Genomic DNA, 18502 nt, shown 5'->3' on the forward strand with positions numbered 1-18502 from the left:
TACTTAGATAAATAAAAAAAGCAATAGTATTTAAAATAATATGAAAATAAAAAATAATAAAGATTGTAGAAATGACCTCGTATTATATAAATTTTTACATTTTAAATAGCATTGTTATATAACATTGCAAAATATTCTACGCAAAAGGAATATTAATTCACCCTATATAAACAAAAAAGAACGAGTTCTGAAAAGGGAATTCGTTCTTTTTTAATATACTATTTGAAAATATTTATTGTACTTTTGCTTTTTTGAAACCATCATAAATACTAATAGCGGCAGTAATTATTAAAATAATAATTGTCCCCCCTATTAGCCACACATTGAATTGCTCTTTCGTAATCGTAAACAGATTAGTTATATAAACAACGAATTCTTCGCTCAAAAAATTAGGTTTTATTAAAATATTAATGAAAACAATCGTTGAAATTACTTCAAGTACTGTATTTCCAATAGCCATTCTTTTCGTCCATTGTCCCTTCAATAACTTATAAAGAGCAAATGCAATCTCCAAACCAGCAATAATAAGAACGACTAACCCATATTGTTGTAAAACATCCTGATTTAATGCTGGAATAACAAATTCTAATCGACCGCCATCCCCTTCATATACTCCTATAATCTGATTAGCATAAAAGTAAAGGGTCACCCAAATAGCCGTCCACATTAAACTCCCGAAAATCTCTAACTTCGATATCGTTTTCTGCTTAGATATATATGCAACATTTTTTAAATCTTCCGCGGTCCATTTTTCTAAACCTGAAGTTAATGGCAGCTGTTCCTTATCTTTATCAAATCTTTCTAATAAAGCAAAAGTGATAGTTAGCCAGAAAAAGACTTGGATTCCTACTTGAATCAACGTCCAGATACCTTCTCCGACAAGGGATAAAATGCTATTTAATATCGCCTCTTCACCACTAAAACCAATGAAATATTTTGTGATAATTGTTATTAATGAAACGACTGCAGCTATTGGTACAATCATTTTTAATAATGACATATAAACATCAAAATAGCGTGGACCTATTAAATGCATCGGCTGATCCTTATACCCGTTTGCCAATACCGCTGGATTACCTAACTGATTAAGCACATCTTTAACATCCTCCTCGGTATGATGGTTAGGAAGCATATCCTCAATTGTTGAGCGTAATTCAAGTGCAATATCTGAACGCATTTTTTCAGGCAGCCTTCTAGTGACTTCTTGAATATAAACTTCAATTAAATTCGTTTTCATCGTCATCTCCCTCTCCTAATAAGGAATACAGTTCCTTAGAATTATTAATCCACTCTTTTTTCAATTCTAAAAAGATCTCTAAACCAAATTCACTTAAAACATAATATTTTCGAGGTCTACTCTCTGATGTGTCCCAACTGCTTGAAACGAGTTCTTGCTTTTCCAATCTACGTAGTAAAGGGTACAAAGTACTTTGATCAATGGAAATTCCGGCTCCTTCCAATGATTGAACTAATGAATATCCATACTGTGGGGTTCTTAATTGACTAAGGACCGCTAATGTCAAAGTCCCTCTTCTAAGCTCTATTTTTAAGGAATTCAATAAATTGCTCACTAATACACCTCACTCCATAATAATGTATGTCATACAGTATTATTATATACTATGTATCATACAGTATTATTGTGAATAACACTACTATAAATTGGTAATTAAACAAAATTAAACTCCTGTGGGCTGGTTAAGGTCCATAGGAGTTTAATTTTGATCTTATTCTTCGACTTTGTTTATTTCAAAGTTATTCAGCAGTTCACGTACTTCATCCGTTGACTTTGTGTTCATTAATTGATTTCTTAACTCACCTGCACCACGGAAGCCTTTAACATAAATTTTGAAAAAGCGGTGTAAACCTGACATGGAACGTGGCAGCATTTCCGCATATTTATCCTGTAAATCAAGTTGAAGCTTTAAAAGATCAAGGTATTCCTCAGGGCTATGCTCTTTCGGCTCTTTTTCAAAAGCAAAAGGATTTTTGAAAATACCGCGCCCAATCATTACCCCATCAATACCGTATTTTTCAGCGAGTTCTAAACCAACTTGACGATCTGGAATATCACCATTGATTGTCAATAATGTTTGTGGCGCAATTTCATCTCTTAGTTTTTTTATTTCCGGAATCAGCTCCCAGTGAGCATCAACCGCACTCATTTCTTTTCTCGTACGCAAATGAATCGATAGGTTAGCGATATCCTGTTTTAAAATATGTGTCAGCCATTCCTTCCATTCTTCAACATCTTTATAGCCAAGACGAGTCTTAACACTGACAGGTAATCCACCAGCTTTTGCTGCCTCAATCAACTCTGCCGCGATATCGGGACGAAGAATTAGACCGCTTCCTTTCCCTCTTTGTGCAACGTTTGGTACAGGGCATCCCATATTTAAATCTATACCTTTAAATCCTTTTTCGGCCATACCTATACTCATTTGACGGAAAAATTCGGGGTTGTCTCCCCAAATATGTGCAACAAGGGGCTGTTCATCTTCCGTAAAATGTAAACGACCTCTTACACTTTTTTCTCCGTCCGGATGACAGTAGCTATCCGAATTTGTAAACTCTGTGAAAAATACATCCGGTCTGCCTGCTTTCGCTACAACATGGCGAAAAACAGTATCCGTCACGTCTTCCATAGGTGCAAGAACGAAAAACGGTTTCGGTAAATCGTTCCAAAAATTTTCTTTCATACTATTTCAAGTCCTCTCAAAATGGGATTTTGCTTTACTCATCCCTTAAGTTAAGCTCATTAATTGAGCATAATAGTCATCAGTTACTTTGAAACTATCGTAAGCCTCAAAAACACTTTTTTATTTTATACTTTTCAAACGTTTCCTTCTACAATATTGCCTATATATCTAAAGATTAAGGACAACATTTCACGTTTAAAACACTATCCACCTATTCTAATCTTCTCATTCAACCTCTTTAGCGTTCCTAAAATACTCATAGCAGCTAAATAGCTCGTTTTTGGATTTTCCGGCAATGGATTATTTTTAATCGTAAATGTTGCTTCCCCAAACTCTCCCGTTATTTCAACATGATGAATGTTTTTTTCAATATGTGGATCCGCAATTAAAGTTACCTTAGTATTTTCCATACCAATCCCGGCCAGTGCAAGGACAATGGAAACATTCATATTTTTAGGAAATCGCTCGATTGCTTCTGCTGCTTTCCCTTCGAATACGACTTGAGCTTCCTCAATTTCCTCAGTAATTAACGAACTTGCTGGCTTACGAGTAGTGAGTGAAACATAAGTAACTTTACCGAGGGCATGTGCATTTTGTAAAATGTCCAAGCCCCCAATTGCTCCTGAAGGTAAATGAATATCATTATTATACTTGTGTGCAAGATGACTGACTTTGGTTACTAGTTCCATATCTGCAAATGCACCGACGCTGATTACCACAACATCTTTTTGAGTTATAATGTCTGGTACTAGATCTTTCACAGCATTTATATTCGCCGCTTCTACTACAACGTCAATACCCGAACTTAGAAAATCAGTGAGATCCGTAAATAATTCAACCTCGAATTGCGATGCAACTGTTTCGTACTTTCTCTTATCCTTTACGAATACACTTTTAATTCGTAAATCATTATGGTCCTTTTGGTTAATTTCATTTAATAAAAAATGAGCGATTGCACCCGCCCCAACTATACCAATATTCATTTCAAATCTCCTTATTTGCTTTTATTATTCTTACTTTCCACCATAACATATCTTCGTCCTACTTCATCCTTACAATTAGTTTCCTTTAAAATCTCCATTACTTTAGGTAGTATTAGTTTATAGTGAAAATAATAGGAGGGATAGGAATGGAACTGACAGTATATCTTGCAGGACAGATTCATGACAATTGGCGGGAAGAAGTTGCACAAAAGGCAAAGGAAAATAATCTCCCACTACGCTTCGTAGCTCCACAAACAAACCATGATCGTTCTGATAATATTGGAGAAGAAATTTTAGGGGAGCAGCCTTCTAACTTCCATAAAGATAATGCAGCATCGGATATTAATAATTTCAGAACACAAGTATTAATGCAAAAAGCTGATATCGTCATTGCCTTATTCGGCGAAAAGTATAAACAGTGGAATACCGCAATGGATGCAAGTACGGCTATTGCTATGAACAAGCCAACTATTATTATTCGACCAGAGTCATTGATTCACCCTTTAAAGGAACTTTCCAATAAAGCAAATGTAACCGTAGAAACTGTTGACCAAGCAATAGATGTAATTCGTTATATTTTTGATTGATGGAAAGTATTTGGGATTCATCCATTTAGTTTTGAATGCGCAAAAAGAGAGATTGCAGGTTGCAACCTCTCTTTTTAAAATGGAACAAAAAATTAAATACGCTTTAATGCACCATTTGGATTTGGTAACTCTTGAGCTGATATTTTGTTGATTTTGCAGAAGTAATCAAAAAATTGTTGTGCCAGCTCTTGTTCCTGTGGATCAGTTTTAAGCGATACTATGTCGCGTAAAATTTGTGCCATCCAAAGGTTATTAAAGTAACGGTGTTTACCTGTATTCCAAGTCATTTTATGAGTAAACTTTTCATTTACATAGTAATTCCAGAAGAGCATATTATTCGCTTCCTCTTCTGTAAGTTTTAATCTGAACTTTGAATGGGCAGGAATATTACCATCTTGGCTAAGCTTTCCGATAAAATCTTCCTTCACCATGTAAACACCTAAAATACGTCTTTCTTTTTCTGACGAGTCAGGATCTACTGCAGTTAATAAGACTGCACTATTTTCAAACAATCGTATTGGTTTGTTTGGTTTCCCCTTGTTAACTCCACTTTTAGCAACGCCAGAGAAAACTTTCCACTCTGTAAATGCCGTACTTTGCTCTTCTTCATCACACCAAAAAACCATCTGGGATTCGGGATGAAGTTTATGGTTTTTCATAAGTTTTTCATGTTGTTGGCGAAGATCTTGATTTTTTCGCAAAAGTTTTAATTCTTCTTCCTTTTGCCATTCTTCCTCTCTTCGCTCTAGCTCTCTTTTTTCAATAATTTTTTCAAGTGAACTCGCATCACCTTTATCATGAAGTTTCAGGTGTTTTTCAAATACATCAGGGAAAACAAATTTTTTCTTTTCCGTTTCAAAATGGATTTCAATACTTGAATCATTATGTTTAACAACACTTCCCATACCAAACAGCTTATGGGTAACTTTCTTATTAATTAAATTCATTATTATAGTCCTCCTTCACATTTTTACAGGTAAATTTATTATTAAATTAAATAACTTCTAATAAACCACACACAATTGTTTGAATTTTTACCTTAATTTTGAAAAAGACTATTAAAAAACGTATTCCAAATTCTCTCTGCATTTACAGCAGAATTCGAAATACCACAATTGTAAGTCTATTATAACATTTCTTAAACAAAAATACAATTTATTTGTTGACAACGTATTTTAAGTTAGGTTAAAATAAAATATTTATTTTCTATAAGACTTTTTATTTTTTACAACAAAGCTCTAAAAGCCTTCATTCATCCTGTAATTACTATATAAAGAGACAACCTCTAATTTCTTTCCTCAAACAATATTTGCAACCGTCAAATATCAATTCTTCAGCCATAAAAAGTAATTTATTAATTATCATACACAGTATACCCATTAAATAGTAATATTATTTAGAAAATTGTAATTATAATGCATTTTGCCCTCGATGCAGTAATTTCTATAGACATTAGTCCTACACGTATATATACTTTTATTCGGATAAACTTTCTACTTTTCGGTGTAAAAGTAAATATTTAGTCAAAAGAAAGACGTGAAACAAGTGAATTTTTTTAAAAATCTTACATTAAAAGCGAAGTGGATGATTTATATATCTTTTGCTATCGTTTTAGCAGTCGGCATAACTGTAGTTTTTAGTCAGTGGAACGTGCGTAACATTCTGGAGGAGGAAAATCATCAAACCTCTTCTGATAATGCAAAGAATGCAGTTAATCAAGTATCTTTAGGCTTATTGAATTATGAATCCGCTATTCTACAATTTAGTCAGGTGGTAGAGGCAATCTTAACAAATGAAGAAAAAGATTATACCCAAATTGACAAAATAACAAAAACGCTTCAAGAACAGAATAGTGATTATTTAGCGGTTTATTTCATGGACTTTAAAACTGGCAAGTTACACGTGACACCGGAAATTACATACGATTGGGATGTTCGTGACTCTCAAACATTCGCAAAGTTAAACAGTAATCCGAACCTACAGTGGATGGATATCTATTTGGACACTGGCGTAAATCAATTAATGACTTCGGTTATTGCTCCCATATTTAATAATGGAAAGTTAGTTGGTGCAGTCGGCTTTGATATTGACTTCTCAACGATTGGTTCAATACGAGAAAGTATTGAAGAAGGTACCTCTTCCCAATTGATGATTGTTGATCCAAATGGTCTTATCGTTTCTTCATTTATTGAAGATGGAGACGGAAAAAATATTAATGCTGATAACTCCGGTAAAATTGAGGGGGTTTCGGATTTATTAAATCCTCGTGAATTAGCTACGGAATTTAGCTGGCTTTTAAATGATTCAAATACAAATAATCAAATTGAACAATTTAATTGGGCTGGTGTTGATTATTCGGGTGAAATACAGACAATAGAAAAAAACAATTGGAAGATTGTCTCTGTTATAGATAAAGATAATTTTGCTGAAAAATTAAAGGAGTTTACAATTAACGGTTGGATATCACTTATTATTGGATTAATCATTGGTTGTTTATTCGCTTATTTCATGTCAATTAAACTAATTCAGATTTTTAGTAATTTAAAAAAAGTATTTGAAAGAACAGCAAGTGGTGATTTTATCTCCCGCTTTGAAACGAATTCAAATGATGAAATTGCTGATCTGGCAAACCATTACAATCAAATGCTGGATGGTGTTCATCGTTTAGTCCTTCAAGTAAATGAAAATACTAATGCAATTCGTAATTCATCAAATAGTTTAGCAATTATCGCTCAAGAAAATGAACAAGCATTATATAATGTTTCTACTAGTATTGAAGAAATTGCTATGAGTAGTAGTAAACAGGCTGAAAAAATGCAAGATGGTTCTAATGCTCTCCATGTATTAGCAGAGGGTATTGAGACAATTGAATTACAATCAAAACAAGTGGCAGATGATGCAGCTGAAGCGCTCATTGAAGCAAATACAACTATTCATAAAGTTGATCAGTTAGAAGAAACATATACAAATTTAGAAAGAGCATTCCAGGAAGTAACGGTTGTTGCAAGCAATCTGGATGATAAAACAAAATCAATTTCACAAGTAACAAAATTAATTGCTCAAATTACAGAACAAACAAATTTACTTGCACTAAATGCATCTATTGAAGCTGCTAGAGCAGGCGAACACGGTAAGGGGTTTGCTGTTGTGGCTGATGAGGTAAGAAAATTAGCCGAGAATTCAAAAGCAGCAACTACAAATATTCAGGAAATTATTAAAAGTATATTGGAAGATACAGAGCAACTTGTTCAAGTAATGCAGCAAACAAATGAAATTAGCGATAATCAAAAAGTAGCTGTTGATACTGTTAATAATGCAATTAAACAGCTGTCCGATACTTTGGAAAATATGAAAGAATCCATTACTAGAACAATGGAAGATGTATCGACAATGCAACAGCAAAAAAATGTTGTGCTATCTTCCATGTTAGTAGTCCATGAAATGACAACAGAGGTAACAGCTGAAACACAAGAAATTGCAAGTTCGATTGAAGAACAAACATCGGCCACTACCGAAGTAACAAGTCATGCCACTCATTTAAATGAACAAGTCGAAAAGTTATCGGATTCTGTTTCAAAATTCAAGTTATAATTACACATAAAAATACACGTTAAATAGATGGACTTAGAGGTAGCTGCGAGCACTTCTTAGTCCATCTATTTTTTATAATATCAGCTGTTTACGTCCTATAGTGACACCATTTACATCATTGACATATGTTGCGTATATAAAGAATTTTAAATTGTTGCTTTACAGCAAGTGACCTAGCTCTATATTTCCATGAAATTTAAGGAGTGAATACATGGGTGCTATACATGGAGAATTTTATATTAATCGACTAAATCAGTTAAATAATGAAGTTTGGTTTGATGGGGAAAAGGTGGAAGGGTTACTTTCTGAACACCCCGCTTTCAAAGGTCTTATTAAAACGAAAGCTTCTCTTTATGACCTACAGCATGATCCTAAAATAAAAGATGAAATGACTTTTATTTCACCGAAATCAGGTGAACCTCTTGGGCTCTCTTTTTTACAGCCAAAAACAAAAGACGATTTGTTAAAAAGAAGGAAAATGATTGAACATTGGGCTAGACATACTTATGGTGTTTTAGGAAGAAGCCCTGACTATTTGAATTCTGTTTTAATGAGCTTTGCCTCCTCAGCAAAAATATTGGAGGGACAGGAAAACTGTTTCCCTGAAAATATTCAGGCTTTTTTTGAATTAGTCAGAGAAAATGATTTATCACTTACGCATACATTTATTACACCACAAGTAAATCGGTCTCAAAGTTATTTCGAACGGACAAATGAGCCAATTTCCGCGAAGGTTGTAGAAGAAAATGAACAGGGCCTTGTAATAAAGGGTGCACGATTATTGGCCACACAAGGTGGTTTGACCGATGAAGTGTTAGTATTTGGGGCCGGTAAGGCTGTATTCGCAGAAGATGAAGCTTTTGCTTTTGCCATTCCTTCCAATACGAAAGGTGTTAAATTTATTTGCCGAGATACATTTGTTGGAGGGGATTCCCCCTTTGATCATCCGCTAAGCTCCCGGTTCGAAGAGATCGATTCCCTTATAGTTTTTGATAATGTATTAGTTCCGTGGGAGCGAGTATTTTTTTATAATAACTTTGAAATTGCCGGTAAGTTCCTCATGGAAAGTTCGTTTCATCACTTCGCTAAATATCAGGTGACGATAAGGCAGATTGTCAAAACAGAATTTATACTAGGCATTGCGGAGCTTCTTGTAGATACAATTAAAGTCCGTGAATATCAACATATTCAAGAAAAGCTGTCAGAAATTATCGTTGGGTTAGAAACGATGAAAGCCCTTTTGGAAAAATCGGAGAATAATGCAGTACAAGATGATTGGGGCTATTTACGCCCAGCAATTTTCCCATTGAAAATTGCCGGTAATATTTTTTCTAAACTTTACCCTCGCTACATCGAAATAATTCAACTCATAGGTGCAAGCGGCATGATTACGTTACCTACCGAAAAAGCATTCCATTCTGATATAAGAGCAGATTTAGATCAATATCTTCAAGGTGCTACTAAAACAGCAGAGGAACGTGTAAAAATATTTCGTTTAGCTTGGGATTTAACAATGAGCTCATTCGGTACGAGGCAAATGCAATATGAACGATTCTTTTTTGGCGATTCAATCCGCGCAGCGAGCGAATTATATTATACTTATCCAAAGAAAGAATATGTAGAAGTAGTCATTGATTTTCTTAAGCAGAAGGAAAATTCATAACTCAATCTGAATACTACCTTCACCCTTTTCAAAAGGACTGCAATATTTCCTTTCATAAATTAGTCGACCTTTAGACAAACTAATCCTAAAAAGAAAAGAAGGTGATAGGATGCTTAATCTTACCGATGCATTGTGCTTAATGCAGATTATCATCACTGAGGATAATCATGAATAAACCGTTTATGCCCCAGCTTGTTTATTTTGAACCGAATGCTTTAGATTATCCTCTTGGAAAAGAGCTGAAAGAAAAATTTGAAGGGTTAGGTATTGAAATTCGTTATACTACTTCACATAATCAGATTCGAGACCTTCCTGGAGACAATGATTTACAAAAATACCGAATTGCAAAATCTACCCTCGTTGTAGGCATTCGTAAAACTCTGAAGTTTGACACGTCTAAACCATCGGCTGAATATGCCATCCCTCTTGCAACAGGGTGTATGGGACATTGTCATTACTGCTATTTGCAAACGACTATGGGGAGTAAACCGTATATTCGAATATATGTGAATGTCGATGAAATATTTGAAGCCGCTGATCATTATATAGAAGAACGCGCTCCTGAGATTACGCGTTTTGAAGCTGCTTGTACCTCTGATATTGTAGGGATCGACCACTTAACCCACTCCTTAAAAAAAGCAATTGAACATTTTGGGCAAACAGAGTTAGGCAGATTACGGTTTGTGACTAAATTTCATCATGTTGATCATTTACTTGATGCAAAACATAACGGGCATACAAGATTCCGATTTAGCATAAATGCCGACTATGTCATTAAAAATTTTGAACCTGGTACTTCTCCCCTAGTAAAGCGTATTGAAGCTGCCGGTAAAGTCGCAAGGGCTGGTTATCCGCTTGGTTTTATCGTAGCACCAATTTACCTTCATGATGGATGGCAAGAAGGATACTATCATATGTTTGAGCGTCTTGATGCAGAATTACCGAAGGATGCTCGTGATGATATAACGTTTGAATTTATTCAGCACAGATTCACTAAGAAAGCAAAAAATGTTATTGAGAAAAATTATCCAAAAACTAAATTACAGCTGGATGAATCTACAAGACGTGTTAAATGGGGTAAGTATGGAATTGGTAAATATATTTATCAAAAAGACGAAGAAGATGAAATGAAAGAGCAGTTATACAGTTATATGGAAAAGTTCTTTCCGAATGCAAAACTTGAGTATTTCACGTAACGCTAAAGCAGCCGGTCTTAAAATCGGCTGCCTTTGTTTTATATTATGTCTTCATAATCCTCATTACAAAGCGGTCTACCCTTTTTTTAAAACTGCTCCGTCTATCATTAAGCAAACGAATATTTAGCTTTTTTGCAATCAATTCTGCCACTTGTTCAAGTGCAAGGCTATTTGTATCAATTAGTCCATCAAAAATTGGGTGTTTAAATCCTTCCATACAGCGGTCGATTTGCTGCTCTGGCCAAGAATTTTTCTTTTCAAATCGGCTCTTTAGCCTTTGCTTGAGTGTTTCCTTTGTTGCACATAATACAAAATGATGCACTTCAATCCCTTCCATTTTTAAGCGCTCTATAATTTCTTCATAATATTGGGGATTAGTGATTGTCATTGGAATTATAATTGTTCCATTAAATTGATTAGATATGTACTTTATCATTTTAAAATTAAACTCTCTCCAAATTTCATGAACTTGAAAGTCCCCTGTCGTCAGATGTTTCGGCATGTTTTTGTTTATATAAAAGCCGATTTGCTCTGGATCATAAATAATGGAGTTGGGAATTCTGTGTTTCAATTCATATGCGGTTTGTGTTTTTCCAGCACCAAAGGCACCGTTTAGCCAAATGATCATTAAAAAACCTCTTCCTTAAATACGTATAAATATTTATATACTATAATTTACCATTATTTGCAAAAAAGAAAAAAACGAACCCTTTAACAAGGATTCGTTCGTATAAAGAATGAGTAATGATCAAATAACATATATTACGAAACGAGGTGCCAATTTACCTCTTAAAGCCGGACAATAGGCATTGAACAACATCGGAATGAGCCGCCTGACTTGATGATTTCTGAAAAATTTACTTCCAATACATCATAACCATGCTGTCTCATCTGATAATTAACGTCTCGATTCATTGGTAAACTTAATACCCGCTTCTGACCAATAGATAATACATTTGTGCCCATTGTAAACTGCTCGCTTTCACTTACTTCAATTAAATTGTACATATTCGCTAAAAATTCTACAGTTTTCGGGTCGAACGCATCTGGATAAATTAATGCTTCTTCTGAGGAAAGAATATTGAATACACAATCTAAATGTAAATATTTTGGGTTGAATTGAATTGGCAGTATTTTAAATTCAGGCAATTCTTTCTGTAAAGATTGAATTGCACTTTTACACGTTCGGTGACTGATTCCAATGAAGACGTGTTGGCCGTCGACAATGACATCGCCGCCTTCTATCGAATCAGTTGAGAGCTTTTTATATGCAATATTATGCTTGTTCATCCAGTGGGCTAATACTTTCTCTTCACCTTGACGAATCGGATTCGCCATTTCGGAAATAAATAAACGATTTCCTAATGTAAAGCCAATATCTCGTGTAAAGACTTGCTCAGGGTGATCTTTACTAGGTTTTAGTTTAATCACTTCCACACCCGCAGTTTTTAAAGTTTGTTCAAAATTACGATGTTGTGCAATAGCTAGTTCCTGGTCAATATTCTCATGCTTATATTGTTTTTGGACGTTATTAATTACTTCTCTAATCTCCATGTATTGCGGTTCACATAAAACTACTTTTTTTAATGTTCCGTATTCATTTTTACAATTTATTTGATCTCGTTTTGTAATTGTATCACCCATTAAGACATCCTCCAGATTCTTGATTCAACTCTCACTTATTATTTTCATTTCCTTCATTTACATTCAGTAAACATTTCTGAATTTTTAATCTATTTAGTTACCATTGTTTCAAGAATTTTAGGATGGGGTAATGATTGGCTATATAGTAATAATTGGATAATGATAACGGAGGGGTTTGTATGATTACGAAAGGGCATACTTTATTAACAAAGGAAGATTTCCAAACTAGAACCGACTTGCCAAAATGGCTTTATAAAGAATACGAAACCTTTCATAACACGGTAACAGATAAAACGTTTCCATGTTTTTTCGGCATGAGTGGTGAGCTCAAAGGTGAGCTTCGCTATGCCTATATTAATCAGGATGACTGGAGCAATCTTCCTGCCGCAGTCGGACATTTCCTTGATTTATTTAAGCTACCAAACTACAAAAGACACGGACTGTTTGTCTTTGTGGAACCATTTGAGCAAGAGGGCTCTCTTGAAGATTACCGAAAGCAATTTTGGGATATACTACAATACTTGCATAAAGAAGATGAAGTAGAATGGCCAGTAGATAGTCCTCGTGACCCTGAACATTATTTGTGGGATTTTCATTTTGCCGGAGAGCCAATTTTTGTATTCGGAAATGCACCTGCATATAAAAAGCGGAAAACACGTCATTTAGGAAATGCAATGGTTCTTGGATTTCAACCTCGGAAAATTTTCGAAGGGTTAGAAGGAACTGAAAAAGGCGGAATCATGTCTCGTGAAAAGGTTCGGAAACGTGTAGAGGTTTGGGATCAGCTACCTAAACATCCGGATATCGGTCATTACGGTGACCCAACTCATAATGAGTGGAAGCAATCATTTATTGGTGATGATATTATACCTATTCAAGGCAAATGTCCTTTCCAACATAAGTCGCTAACCTTAAAACTAAGCCCCAATTAAAGAAAACGGTTACAAAGAAAGTTGTGCTAAAAGTAAAATTTTAGCACAACTTTTAATGTCTTTTCCCATTCGGATTAAATTTTATTTTTCTATCCCTGCTATCCCAAAGCCTCCTGGCCCTGCATGTGTAGAGATCATTGCACCAGCTTGCATCCATGTTACATGTTCAAAACCAAATTCCTTCGCGAGTTCTTCCATCTGCTTTTTAATACTTTCATCAAGCCCAATAGAATAAATCAAGTATAGCTGTTTTCTATCAATATCATATTCGTTTAAATAGTCTCGTAAAAGCTTTTCGGCAACGATATTCATTTTCCCTCGATATTTTCTTGTTGAAACAAGCTTCCCTTCCTTTAATTCGATGCATGGCTTAATTTTTAATAAAGCTCCTCCTATATAGGCTAGGTTACTTACCCTACCGCCCGCTTTTAGAAAATCCAAACTTCCAGGCAGGAAAGCGAGTCTTGTCTTAGGAACTACGGATTCTATTTTCTCTATTAAACGGACATGGTCAATGGAAGGTTCCTCCTCGAGCAATGAAGCTGCATACATAACTATAGCACCTAATCCACCAGTTACATTTAAAGTATCAACTAAAAAAAGATTATCAAAATTCTCCGCTGCAATTAATGCACTTTGAAATGATGCCGATGCTTTAGACGTATAACCAATATGAATGATGATGCTGTCAGGATATTCTGTTCTAATTTTAGTAAACAAATCCTCATATTCATGTATATTTGTTGCTGCTGTGGAAGGAATTTTTTTTGTACGACTATGAAAATCAAAAACTTCTTCTACAGATAACTGACCATCTAAATAATCTTTCCCCTCCATAATGACATGCATCGGTACTACTTGAATTTGATGTTTCTCAACTAGATCTTTCGGTAAATCCGCTCCACTCTCAGTCGATAAAATTATCCGTTTCATTGTATACCCCTTCCAAATTACATACCTATTTTGATGTGTATTTATTTTTTATTTAACTTAAATATACACTAAGAGGATGAATTATCCAGTGAATGTTCTGAAAATTAAAGTAACTAATTCAAAGGTTTCTTCTCGATAGAGTACTTGCTTAAATGCTTAATCGGATGCCAATGCTGTAATGACAGCTCCCACCGCCTGTATCCAAGCGCCAACTGCATTCATTACTTCTCCTTCACTTGTATCGTTATCAGCAAAGACTTCAATTACATTTCCAATTAGCTGAATTATATTTCCTGTATTCGCTATAGTTTGTAAAAGAGTTAATTTCCCTTCAGTATTAATTGTAATTCCAACTCCAACCACTTGGAGCAGGTTACCTTGCTGTTCTAATAGTTGACCTGACTGTTCATTCTTAGAGAATATTCCTGCCACAACAGCTAAGTTTCCTATTGACGATAGTTGACCACCTACCCTATCCAGTAAGGTGTTTTCAGCCTCTGCAACAATTGCGCTTCCTCCAGCTTCTAGAATATTACCAATTATATTAAAATCATTTAGTGTTTGCTGAGTAAAAAAAGTAGAGGGCGTACTCCCGATTGCAGATACAATTGTCCCAACAGCTTCAATCCAGTTCCCTGCAATAGTAGTAATATTTGATTCATTGGAGTTGTTATTCCATCTAATGCCCTTCGAAGTATTCCGCTTCCTACTTTTGTTGCGGAACATCAATTTATCCCATTTATCCAAAGAGATCTTTTGTTTTTTAGCGTTGTTTTGGTTGTTAGAATTACTATGGTTTATCATTTTTATCCACCTACTGTTCATTAGTAAGGTAAGCTATAACAAATTACGAGATAGTAACTTTTTATGCCGATATGGAGGTTGTACATTCCTACCGACTAAACCTAGATATTGCAGTATATGTATTTTTAAATAGAATAATTGGACCTGGATTGACCAATTATTTCGTTGATTAATATTATAAAAATCCGAGAAATCATCCTCGGATTTTCAGGTCATTTATAATAATTACATTTCACGGCAATTCAGGATCGGTGGGTATAGGATACTTTACCTCTGAATAATTTTTCATTAGCAATTCTGTTTTAATCAATTGTCCCGTTACTTTGTCGATTGTCTTTCGCCAAATCTCATTTTGACGATAGTTTTTCCCGTCTTTTTTTAAAAATTGATGGTTTCTTTCCTCAATATGGTAAGTGTAAGGCATTTCTTCATTCGCAAAAATTGCTCCTTTTAAAAGTTTATCTGTTACCCAAACTTTTATTTGAAAAGGTTTAGTTGTCGGATTATAAATGCGTAAATCTACATAATTGTAAAAAACACTTGCACCACTCCCAAATGGAAGCGTTCTTCCCGAATCAGGAAATGGGTCGAAACTATGATGATGCCTTTCTTTAATAATTAGAGGTGTATGTAGCGTCATCCAATACAGTAAATTAGCAAGCTGACAAATCCCCCCTCCAACACCTGTCTTCACTTCTCCCATTGAGAGCTGCATTCCTTCAATGTAGCCTTTTGCTTTTGTCGTTTTCCCTACTAAATGCCAAAACGAGAAGGTTTCTCCAGGCTTAATAATTACACCATCGATTGCACTCGTAGCAATTTTCAAATTAATTATTTTATTCTCCTGTAAGTTAGGATCACTGTCTCCTAATTTCCTTCTTAGCAATGATTGGTGTTTTTTACATGTAAAAGGGAATGTAGTTATCAACTCTTTATACGTTGCAAATCGCTTTCTTTCTATTAGATTTTCGATAGACCGAAAAAGCCTTTTCTGTTCAATTCGTAAATAATAGAAGATTGGATTAAGTTCGGATAATCTCAATATTTTATTCCTCCTTTAAACTAGAAATTTTTATTAATTCTATGTAGTTAAAACGCTTACTCATTACACGAAGCGCTTTATTTCTCTTTGTAATTATTCAACAGAACTGTTTTTATTCCTTTTAAAAAGAACTTGCTCCCTAACAGAAGGATATATCTGGAAAAGAGCAAAACCCCATTACCTACTCTTGAGGTAATGGGGTTTCAATTTAAAAGTTTTAATTAACAGACTTATAATTATTCCAGGCGTTCACTAAATTTGTTGCTGCTTGCTTTGGATTTTCAGCCTCCGTTACAGCTGAAACGACAAAGAAACCGTCTACACCAGTTTTTGCTAAGGTAGGAATATCCGCGAGTTTTACACCCCCGCCTACGACTACGGGAATCGAACTAAGCTCAGCAACTTTCGTAATATCAGCAATACTTCTCGTAATCACTTTTCCGTCTTCCCCAATTCCGCAATCAGGTTTTGTTGAGGTCTCATGCAACGGTCCTACGCCAAAATAATCAAGTTGAGAGACATCCTCTGTTTTAATATAGTCAAATAATTGATCAGCTCGAGCAGATAAACCGATAATGAGGTCTTCCCCTAAATATTCGCGACAAACGCTCACTGGGATATCTGTTTGTCCTACATGAATGCCATCTACTTTAATCCCTTGTGATCTAGCCGCTAAAACAACATCAAGACGGTCATTTACTAGGAGTGCAACCTCATCGGATTTTCCAGCTTCTTCAATGACCTCTGCTGCTTGACGTGTTAATTGAATCAATTCTCTTGCAGAAGCAACTTTGGAACGTATTTGGATGCAAGTAAAGCCCGCACTTACTGCCTCTTTAATAATCGTTGCGACTGGACGGCCTTTTGTATTTTCAGGACCTATAACTAAATAGGCTGAAATATCAAGCTTTTTGATATTACCCATATTACCCTCCTAAAATATCATTTATTTTATCTATTTTTGTATTGATCGTATTCGTATATCCCGGACGGATATCAGCTTTTAACACCACTTCTGTTCGAATTCCTTTTTCTGCAAGTATAAAAGTCGCTTCTTTTACTACTTTCATCACTTCATCCCATTCTCCCTCAATTTCTGTAAACATTGATGTAGTTCGACTCGGTAACCCCGAATCTCGAATGACTTTCACAACCTCGGCGATTTCCTGTCCCAATTCATTCCCTACACCAAAAGGCGCAATTGCTACTGCTACTAATGTATTCATAAATTAATCTCCTCCAAATCAAATGAGTTGTTTGCAATTTCTTCTGCTGTTGCTTTATATAATTCATCCAAAAACTGCGCTTGGAAACTTCCTGGACCATCTACTTTTAACTCAGCGCGTTTTCCAGCTACATTGTATACTGCACTAGCAGTAATGGCTGCAATAAACGGAGTAGTTGCTGTTGCATACACAGCGGCAACTCCACCTAACGAGCAGCCTGCCCCCGTAATTCTCTCCATAAAATGAGAGCCCCCATAAGAGATAGCTATAATAGAGCCGTCTGTTATTAAATCCGTTTCTCCTGATACAGCAACCGCACCACCCGTCCACTTTGCAAGAGCAATCGCTGCTCTTTTAGCCTCGTGTACAGAATCTGTAGCATCCACACCTCGTACCCTTGATTCCTCTGCTCCTCCATCTAATGCCCATAAACCTGCCAATGCTATAATTTCTGATGCATTTCCTCTAATAATGGTCGGTTTAAATGCCTTAAATTCCTGTAGTAGCTCTGTCCTTAGTGAACCAATGCCTACAGCGACAGGGTCCAACACCCATGGTTTTCCTGTTTCATGCAATACCTTTGCTACATGAGGTAATGTCTCTTGATAAATAGGTAATAGCGTACCCACATTTATATAGGTTGCTCCCCCCGCTTTAGCCATAAATTCTGCTTCATCCGGTAAATACACCATAGCGGCAGAACCTCCAACAGCAAGCTGTGCATTTGCAACGAAATTAATCGTGACAGTGTTTGTAATGGAACCTGCCATCGGATTCGCCTTTTTTACTGTTTCTACAGCCTGGATAATTTCATTTTGTATCTCCTGCTTAGTAGCCATTTCCATCACCTTTCTATAATCATTCTTCATATGAACGAATAGATTCACAAGACGGGTCTTACAGGTAGAAATTCACTTAGCATAAAAAACAAAAAAGTGCTCTCCCTAAATAAATGGGAAAGCACAATTCAAATTATTGCTTATAAATATAATGAATCGCTTCCCTACGCCAGTTTTAACTGACAGGTTCAAAGAGTCAGGTTTTAACCTTCTCAACTCAAAAGAGTCCCCCCGCAATATATGCTATTTTGTTTGTTCCTCCATACTATCAACAGGTATGTCGAATGTCAAATTCATACATTTACGTGCCTCTATACCAACGTTATAAAGGTTCAATAATACATCGAATTAAAGTATGAATTG

18 protein-coding genes and 1 riboswitch are annotated in these 18502 nt (G+C 35.4%); of the genes, 5 read left to right on the forward strand and 13 right to left on the reverse strand.

Annotated features, from left to right (window positions below):
* Window positions 1-232 precede the first annotated feature (232 nt).
* From NYE67_RS17910 to nadX, 4 genes are all read right to left on the reverse strand, one after another.
* The gene (locus NYE67_RS17910) at window positions 233-1237 is read right to left on the reverse strand and encodes an HAAS signaling domain-containing protein (RefSeq protein ID WP_340726236.1); all 1005 of its coding nucleotides are present in this window, start codon (window positions 1235-1237) and stop codon (window positions 233-235) included.
* Entirely contained in the window at window positions 1218-1571 is a 354-nt protein-coding gene (locus tag NYE67_RS17915) for a PadR family transcriptional regulator (RefSeq protein WP_340726237.1), read from the reverse strand. The genes NYE67_RS17910 and NYE67_RS17915 overlap by 20 nt, the downstream gene beginning before the upstream one ends.
* A gap of 156 nt (window positions 1572-1727) precedes the next feature.
* Window positions 1728-2699 (reverse strand): tRNA dihydrouridine synthase, encoded by a 972-nt coding sequence (locus NYE67_RS17920; protein WP_340726238.1) that lies wholly within the window; start codon window positions 2697-2699, stop codon window positions 1728-1730.
* Between the two features lie 203 nt (window positions 2700-2902).
* Window positions 2903-3682, reverse strand: a complete 780-nt coding sequence (gene nadX, locus NYE67_RS17925; RefSeq protein WP_340726239.1) for an aspartate dehydrogenase — start codon at window positions 3680-3682, stop codon at window positions 2903-2905.
* Window positions 3683-3828: 146 nt separating this feature from the next.
* Between nadX and NYE67_RS17930 the strand changes: the two genes are divergently transcribed.
* On the forward strand, window positions 3829-4269 hold the full coding sequence (locus tag NYE67_RS17930; protein WP_339214206.1) for a YtoQ family protein: 441 nt from the start codon (window positions 3829-3831) through the stop codon (window positions 4267-4269).
* Between the two features lie 92 nt (window positions 4270-4361).
* Here NYE67_RS17930 and NYE67_RS17935 read toward each other — a convergent pair whose 3' ends face one another.
* On the reverse strand, window positions 4362-5216 hold the full coding sequence (locus NYE67_RS17935) for a malate synthase (RefSeq protein WP_340730730.1): 855 nt from the start codon (window positions 5214-5216) through the stop codon (window positions 4362-4364).
* A 598-nt stretch (window positions 5217-5814) separates the two neighbouring features.
* Between NYE67_RS17935 and NYE67_RS17940 the strand changes: the two genes are divergently transcribed.
* From NYE67_RS17940 to splB, 3 genes are all read left to right on the forward strand, one after another.
* A complete protein-coding gene (locus NYE67_RS17940; RefSeq protein ID WP_340730731.1) occupies window positions 5815-7860 on the forward strand; it encodes a methyl-accepting chemotaxis protein in 2046 nt (681 codons plus the stop codon).
* A 211-nt stretch (window positions 7861-8071) separates the two neighbouring features.
* The gene (gene hpaB / locus NYE67_RS17945) at window positions 8072-9523 is read left to right on the forward strand and encodes a 4-hydroxyphenylacetate 3-monooxygenase, oxygenase component (protein WP_340726242.1); all 1452 of its coding nucleotides are present in this window, start codon (window positions 8072-8074) and stop codon (window positions 9521-9523) included.
* A 167-nt stretch (window positions 9524-9690) separates the two neighbouring features.
* On the forward strand, window positions 9691-10719 hold the full coding sequence (gene splB / locus NYE67_RS17950; RefSeq protein ID WP_340726243.1) for a spore photoproduct lyase: 1029 nt from the start codon (window positions 9691-9693) through the stop codon (window positions 10717-10719).
* 43 nt (window positions 10720-10762) lie between these two features.
* Here the strand turns inward: splB and NYE67_RS17955 are convergent, their stop codons facing one another.
* Together NYE67_RS17955 and NYE67_RS17960 are read right to left on the reverse strand one after the other, a co-directional pair.
* Window positions 10763-11347 (reverse strand): AAA family ATPase, encoded by a 585-nt coding sequence (locus tag NYE67_RS17955; RefSeq protein WP_340730732.1) that lies wholly within the window; start codon window positions 11345-11347, stop codon window positions 10763-10765.
* Between the two features lie 161 nt (window positions 11348-11508).
* The gene (locus NYE67_RS17960) at window positions 11509-12363 is read right to left on the reverse strand and encodes a dimethylarginine dimethylaminohydrolase family protein (RefSeq protein ID WP_340730733.1); all 855 of its coding nucleotides are present in this window, start codon (window positions 12361-12363) and stop codon (window positions 11509-11511) included.
* Window positions 12364-12542: 179 nt separating this feature from the next.
* Between NYE67_RS17960 and NYE67_RS17965 the strand changes: the two genes are divergently transcribed.
* Window positions 12543-13295: a YqcI/YcgG family protein gene (locus tag NYE67_RS17965; protein ID WP_340726246.1), complete on the forward strand. Its 753-nt coding sequence runs from the start codon at window positions 12543-12545 to the stop codon at window positions 13293-13295.
* Window positions 13296-13376: 81 nt separating this feature from the next.
* On the opposite strand, the gene NYE67_RS17970 is transcribed toward NYE67_RS17965, so the two are convergent.
* The 6 genes from NYE67_RS17970 to thiM all read right to left on the reverse strand — a co-directional run bounded on the left by NYE67_RS17970 (window position 13377) and on the right by thiM (window position 18139).
* Entirely contained in the window at window positions 13377-14228 is an 852-nt protein-coding gene (locus NYE67_RS17970; protein WP_340726247.1) for a DegV family protein, read from the reverse strand.
* A 156-nt stretch (window positions 14229-14384) separates the two neighbouring features.
* Window positions 14385-15032: a DUF6944 family repetitive protein gene (locus tag NYE67_RS17975; protein ID WP_340726248.1), complete on the reverse strand. Its 648-nt coding sequence runs from the start codon at window positions 15030-15032 to the stop codon at window positions 14385-14387.
* A 232-nt stretch (window positions 15033-15264) separates the two neighbouring features.
* The gene (locus tag NYE67_RS17980; RefSeq protein ID WP_340726249.1) at window positions 15265-16074 is read right to left on the reverse strand and encodes a VanW family protein; all 810 of its coding nucleotides are present in this window, start codon (window positions 16072-16074) and stop codon (window positions 15265-15267) included.
* A 217-nt stretch (window positions 16075-16291) separates the two neighbouring features.
* Window positions 16292-16999 (reverse strand): thiamine phosphate synthase, encoded by a 708-nt coding sequence (locus NYE67_RS17985; RefSeq protein WP_340726250.1) that lies wholly within the window; start codon window positions 16997-16999, stop codon window positions 16292-16294.
* A gap of 1 nt (window position 17000) precedes the next feature.
* Window positions 17001-17300: an MTH1187 family thiamine-binding protein gene (locus NYE67_RS17990; RefSeq protein WP_340730734.1), complete on the reverse strand. Its 300-nt coding sequence runs from the start codon at window positions 17298-17300 to the stop codon at window positions 17001-17003.
* Window positions 17297-18139, reverse strand: coding sequence for a hydroxyethylthiazole kinase (thiM, locus tag NYE67_RS17995; protein ID WP_340726252.1), 843 nt, complete (start codon window positions 18137-18139; stop codon window positions 17297-17299). Before thiM ends, NYE67_RS17990 begins: the two co-directional genes overlap by 4 nt.
* A gap of 143 nt (window positions 18140-18282) precedes the next feature.
* A riboswitch (TPP riboswitch) is annotated at window positions 18283-18382 on the reverse strand.
* Window positions 18383-18502 lie beyond the last annotated feature (120 nt).

Origin of the sequence: Solibacillus sp. FSL W8-0474 (assembly GCF_038004065.1) — a bacterium.
Taxonomy (GTDB): Bacteria; Bacillota; Bacilli; order Bacillales_A; family Planococcaceae; genus Solibacillus; species Solibacillus faecavium.

Bases quoted from the DNA above. Each gene is read 5' to 3' on its own strand.
- NYE67_RS17910 (WP_340726236.1), bottom strand. From the start codon at position 1,237: ATGAAAACGAATTTAATTGAAGTTTATATTCAAGAAGTCACTAGAAGG.
- NYE67_RS17920 (WP_340726238.1), bottom strand. From the start codon at position 2,699: ATGAAAGAAAATTTTTGGAACGATTTACCGAAACCGTTTTTCGTTCTT.
- nadX (WP_340726239.1), bottom strand. From the start codon at position 3,682: ATGAATATTGGTATAGTTGGGGCGGGTGCAATCGCTCATTTTTTATTA.
- NYE67_RS17930 (WP_339214206.1), top strand. From the start codon at position 3,829: ATGGAACTGACAGTATATCTTGCAGGACAGATTCATGACAATTGGCGG.
- NYE67_RS17935 (WP_340730730.1), bottom strand. From the start codon at position 5,216: ATGAATTTAATTAATAAGAAAGTTACCCATAAGCTGTTTGGTATGGGA.
- hpaB (WP_340726242.1), top strand. From the start codon at position 8,072: ATGGGTGCTATACATGGAGAATTTTATATTAATCGACTAAATCAGTTA.
- splB (WP_340726243.1), top strand. From the start codon at position 9,691: ATGAATAAACCGTTTATGCCCCAGCTTGTTTATTTTGAACCGAATGCT.
- NYE67_RS17955 (WP_340730732.1), bottom strand. From the start codon at position 11,347: ATGATCATTTGGCTAAACGGTGCCTTTGGTGCTGGAAAAACACAAACC.
- NYE67_RS17960 (WP_340730733.1), bottom strand. From the start codon at position 12,363: ATGGGTGATACAATTACAAAACGAGATCAAATAAATTGTAAAAATGAA.
- NYE67_RS17965 (WP_340726246.1), top strand. From the start codon at position 12,543: ATGATTACGAAAGGGCATACTTTATTAACAAAGGAAGATTTCCAAACT.
- NYE67_RS17970 (WP_340726247.1), bottom strand. From the start codon at position 14,228: ATGAAACGGATAATTTTATCGACTGAGAGTGGAGCGGATTTACCGAAA.
- NYE67_RS17975 (WP_340726248.1), bottom strand. From the start codon at position 15,032: ATGATAAACCATAGTAATTCTAACAACCAAAACAACGCTAAAAAACAA.
- NYE67_RS17985 (WP_340726250.1), bottom strand. From the start codon at position 16,999: ATGGGTAATATCAAAAAGCTTGATATTTCAGCCTATTTAGTTATAGGT.
- NYE67_RS17990 (WP_340730734.1), bottom strand. From the start codon at position 17,300: ATGAATACATTAGTAGCAGTAGCAATTGCGCCTTTTGGTGTAGGGAAT.
- thiM (WP_340726252.1), bottom strand. From the start codon at position 18,139: ATGGCTACTAAGCAGGAGATACAAAATGAAATTATCCAGGCTGTAGAA.